Annotated in this window: 3 protein-coding genes and 1 rRNA gene (1 of these 4 cut by a window edge); all 4 read right to left on the bottom strand. The window is 61.7% G+C overall.

Features of this window, described 5'->3' with window-relative positions; genetic code table 11:
- A protein-coding gene (locus MKK58_RS15875; protein WP_243912967.1) for a helix-turn-helix domain-containing protein crosses the window boundary here: on the bottom strand, positions 1-479 show its 5' portion. Its footprint begins 202 nt before the window's first position; only the first 479 of its 681 coding nucleotides appear in the window; it begins with the start codon at positions 477-479; its stop codon lies beyond the left edge, outside the window.
- Positions 480-1,008: 529 nt separating this feature from the next.
- Positions 1,009-1,329, bottom strand: a complete 321-nt coding sequence (locus tag MKK58_RS15870; RefSeq protein WP_243912966.1) for a ribbon-helix-helix domain-containing protein — start codon at positions 1,327-1,329, stop codon at positions 1,009-1,011.
- Entirely contained in the window at positions 1,326-1,979 is a 654-nt protein-coding gene (locus MKK58_RS15865) for a ParA family protein (protein ID WP_243912965.1), read from the bottom strand. Before MKK58_RS15865 ends, MKK58_RS15870 begins: the two co-directional genes overlap by 4 nt.
- Before the next feature lie 400 nt (positions 1,980-2,379).
- Positions 2,380-2,495, bottom strand: a 5S ribosomal RNA gene (gene rrf, locus MKK58_RS15860).
- Positions 2,496-2,500 lie beyond the last annotated feature (5 nt).

Here is a 2,500-nt window from a genome sequence, read left to right as displayed (position 1 = left end):
AGGTTCCAGGCCTCCCATTCCGGGGAGACGATCCGCACGATATTGGTGTTGTTGCGCCAGGCCGCGACGCGGCGCTGCTCGACTGTGATGAGGCCCAGTCTTTTGGCCTGCCGAAGGGCATTCTTCACCATACTGCGGCTGACGCCTGCCAGGGCAGCGATGTAATCGTTGCAGTGCCGGCAATCCCCGCTTCGGACCACCGTTTCCGCGAGGACGGCGAGGACGGCAATTTCACCCTGGGTGAAATTGGCCGCCAAGGCCGGAGGAAGCCGTCCGGAGGCAGCCCAGCGACGCCGGCGAGCCAGGCTCGCGTCCGTGAGCGGACGCGAGCCTACGGCCTTTCTACGGGTATCTGGGTCGGGCTTCGGAACGACCTTGCGCACCTCGATAAGGTTCGAGAGCTCGTCCGCCTCGGCCTCCGTGATCTGGGCTGCGCCGAAAGCCTTCCACAGCAGCGTGGTTATCTTACCCAGGGCCATCCGCGGGGCGGCCTCGATTGCGGACCTGAGTTCATTTGCAAACATCGTCACAGCCCTGTTTGGGCCGCGTCAAAGCAGGGAGCCCTCCTGGAAGGCGGACTCATCAAAAGGCAAAGCACCGTCGACTCGGGACAAAATCCCGGTTGACTCCTGCGAGGAGCTATGGTGTCTGAGGAGCTGTTCTGGTCTTCCTCAGACCTACCGAATCGACGGCCCCACTCCGGCAAGGGTGGGGCCGTTGGCATTTTGGCTTAAGTCTTTCGCGCGGCTTCGTCTTTCGGTGGTGGTTGGCCAACGACTCACGCGATGCAAGCTTGACCAGATGCGTCATCTCGACTGGTAGAGGGCGTTGAGTCAACGCCGGAATGTTTCGCTTTGAAACCGAATAAGGATACGGAGGGCGCCAAGGCACCGAACAGGCCCTAATTTTTGCTATTTTGCTATCAAACTAGGATTATATTTTCGCACGGTTTTACGCGCCTAATTATTTAGTGGTGTACTATCGTACGATGCATAAGTCCTTCAAAATTCAGGCAAGGGGGGGTTTTTCGTTCTTGATGAGGATGCCGTTGATCGCCTCGGTCATCACGTCCTGCAGAGTCCGGTCACCGTCGAGGGCGATCTGCTTCAAGGCCTTCCAGGCCTCGGGGCGAGCCCGCACGAGGATGCCTCGGCGCCCATCCGGCTGATGGCGTCGCGGTTTCTTCTTAGGGGAAGGCGGCTTCGCGGGGGTGGCCACAGCCGTTTTCAGCGGTGGCTCCAATTGATTCGAAGCGGTCGCCGGAGGCACCTCGACCGGCTTCTGGGCCAGCCGTGCCCCCAGATTGGCAAAGCTCGGCTTCTTGCTCATCGTGTCCGTCCTTCCTTGAGGCTGCATGCCCGACGGGTCTCCTGCCAGAACTCCGCGATCTCCGCGGCAGCGGCGCTCCCCGGTTCGAATTCCCCCACCGCCTGTCCACTGGCCAGCGCATGGGCGAAGGCCGCCCTGCTGGTGATCTGGCCGATCCAGGGCATGACCCCCATCGCCAGGAGGGCTTCACGAGCCTCCGTGACCACGTGGCCAGCTTGGGTACCGCGGCGGGGTGGGGCAGCGTTGATCACGGGTAGCACCGGCTTACCGATCGCCCGCGCCATATCAAGGGTGGCTGCCACGGCCGCGATGTCGAATACGGCCGGACGAAACGGAATCACCGCCAGGTCGGCGACACGCAGGGCGGCGGCGATATCGGCCGTGTTGTGGGGAGGGGTATCGATCATGACCCACGAGATGCCGTCCTGGCGGGCGGCCTCGACGGTGTCGGCGAGCTCGCGGGCCTCGCATCGCGCCAGGACCGGCGTCGCGGCCCGACGGAGTTCGTGCCAGAGGGACAAGCTTCCCTGCGGATCGCAGTCGATCAGGAGGGCCGGCGCATCAGGCGCATCAGCATAGACGGAAAGGTGCGCGCAGAGCGTGCTCTTGCCGCTGCCGCCCTTCCGGCTCGTAAAAGCGATGACGTGCAACGTCCGTGCTCCTCCTGCGAACAGCATCCACGGCTGGACGCCTAAAGCACCGTACTTCCTACGATTCTTATGCGCTACGGACGTTGTTTTTTAGAGTAGTATTTTACTGTTTCGATACGTTGTTAGCACCGTATACGATTTTAGTCGACCGAAGAGCAGGGGGCAAAACACGTGAGAAAGGTCCTTCTCGAACGTTTCGCCGGCATCCTCGAAGCTGGTTCGATCAAGGATCCCCAAGCGATCCGGGTGCGTCGGCATATTGCAACATGCGGCGCTCAGCGAAGCCGGCACATATTGCATCAGATTTTGCGGGGCGGATCGTTTGGAGGGAATGGTTGGGCGCATCACGGATCCGGTCACGCGGTGCGGATCGGCGATGGGCGCCTCTTGTTCTGGGCAGGTCTGGCGGCGACCGACTCTCCCGTGTCTTGAGACACAGTACCATGGGCGCTGGTGCGTTTAACGGCCGAGTTCGAGATGGGATCGGGTTCTGGGCACACCGCTCAAACCACCAGACCGGC

Source organism: Methylobacterium sp. J-078 (assembly GCF_022829285.1).
Classification (GTDB): Bacteria; Pseudomonadota; Alphaproteobacteria; order Rhizobiales; family Beijerinckiaceae; genus Methylobacterium.
Note: the sequence above shows the minus strand (reverse complement) of the source record. Positions and strands in the feature narration are given on the sequence as shown.

Excerpts from the sequence above, each read along its gene's own strand:
- MKK58_RS15870 (WP_243912966.1), bottom strand. The coding sequence starts at position 1,329 with ATGAGCAAGAAGCCGAGCTTTGCCAATCTGGGGGCACGGCTGGCCCAG.